Source organism: Acinetobacter sp. ANC 3781, assembly GCF_004331285.1.
Lineage (GTDB): Bacteria > Pseudomonadota > Gammaproteobacteria > Pseudomonadales > Moraxellaceae > Acinetobacter.
In genome coordinates, this window is sequence record NZ_SJOH01000040.1 from 1 (window position 1) to 1,269 (window position 1,269).

Here is a 1,269-nt window from a genome sequence, read left to right on the forward strand (position 1 = left end):
ATAAATAATTATTTGAAAAATTACTTAAAATTTTCATTTAAAACCTTTAATAAAATTTTCAAATTTTGAATTCTTCAATATATTATTCCACGAATACTCAGACATATCCGGCAAATTATTATTAATTAAATTTATTTCAGTTTCATTTAAATCTTCTAGCCAAATTGGTTTATAATTTAGCTTATCACAGAACTTTTCAATCCATTGATAACGATTTGAAATAACACCCAAACCAGCAGCTAAATATTCAAGAGTTTTGGTGCTTGTCTGAATGTTAAATGGATATAAATCAGGAGTATAATTTAATCCATACCGAACATTAGAATAAATTTCTGGTAATTCATGTCTATTTACTCGACCAGTTAAAGTAATATTTTTATTTGTTAGATATTCTTTTTCTATACCTTCAACTTGCCCTACCACAATTAATTTATAATTTTTAGCCAATTTAACTAAATTCTCAATTAATCCCACACGCCCAGAAACTGAGCCTGAATACAGAATATCAAAATCAGGATTAAGCTTAGGCTTTTGGAATAAAATTTCATCCACCCCCATATCTCTTTTAATATAAGGAATATTATCATTAAAAGAAAAACATTTTTTCACATCATTATTTAGAAATATTCTTCCAACTGGCTTTTTATTAATAATCCTTTTTAATTTATTTTTGGCGTAAGAATAGGGTGGAGTCGACAAGCTTTGATATTCATGTATTTCAAATGCCTTTCCATTTTTATTACTCCAAAACGGGCGTAACCCCATGAAGTAAATATTAATATCATTGTTATTATCAAGATTAAAATCAAGCTGAACATCATAACCATATCCCACTAAATATTGCTGATATGCATAAGCTTCAGGCGTATATGCATTATGTTTCAAAGTAATACCAATTTTCACAAGACTACAAACCCTATATAATTCCAATACGAATATTTCTTTTTCTATAATCTAGCCAAACAAAAAATTTAATTAGCACTATTCCTATAGATGTAGAAATTGAAGCCCCTATAATTCCATAATTCTTTGATAGTATAAAACATAGAATTGAGGTAATAAAAAAAATGATTACTTGATAATATAATAGCTTTTTTTTATGATCTGTATATATTGAAATAGTCATTCCAAAACCAAAAAATTGGGATATAGTTATGCCAGATAATAGAATTATTAAAGAATAATACCCTTCAACACTATCAATACCATAAAAATTAAAATATATATCACTAAAAAAAACACTTAATAACAATATAGAAAAACTAAAAA

General features: G+C 25.9%; 2 protein-coding genes. Both read right to left on the reverse strand.

Annotated elements, in window-relative coordinates; all coding sequences use genetic code 11:
• Positions 1-33: 33 nt before the first annotated feature.
• Positions 34-903 carry a glycosyltransferase family protein gene (locus E0H89_RS16375; RefSeq protein ID WP_131218596.1) on the reverse strand — a complete coding sequence of 290 codons (870 nt, stop codon included), beginning with the start codon at positions 901-903 and terminating at the stop codon, positions 34-36.
• A gap of 13 nt (positions 904-916) precedes the next feature.
• Positions 917-1,269, reverse strand: a 353-nt coding sequence (locus E0H89_RS16580; protein WP_502698418.1) for a hypothetical protein, incomplete at its 5' end; no start/stop codon positions are given.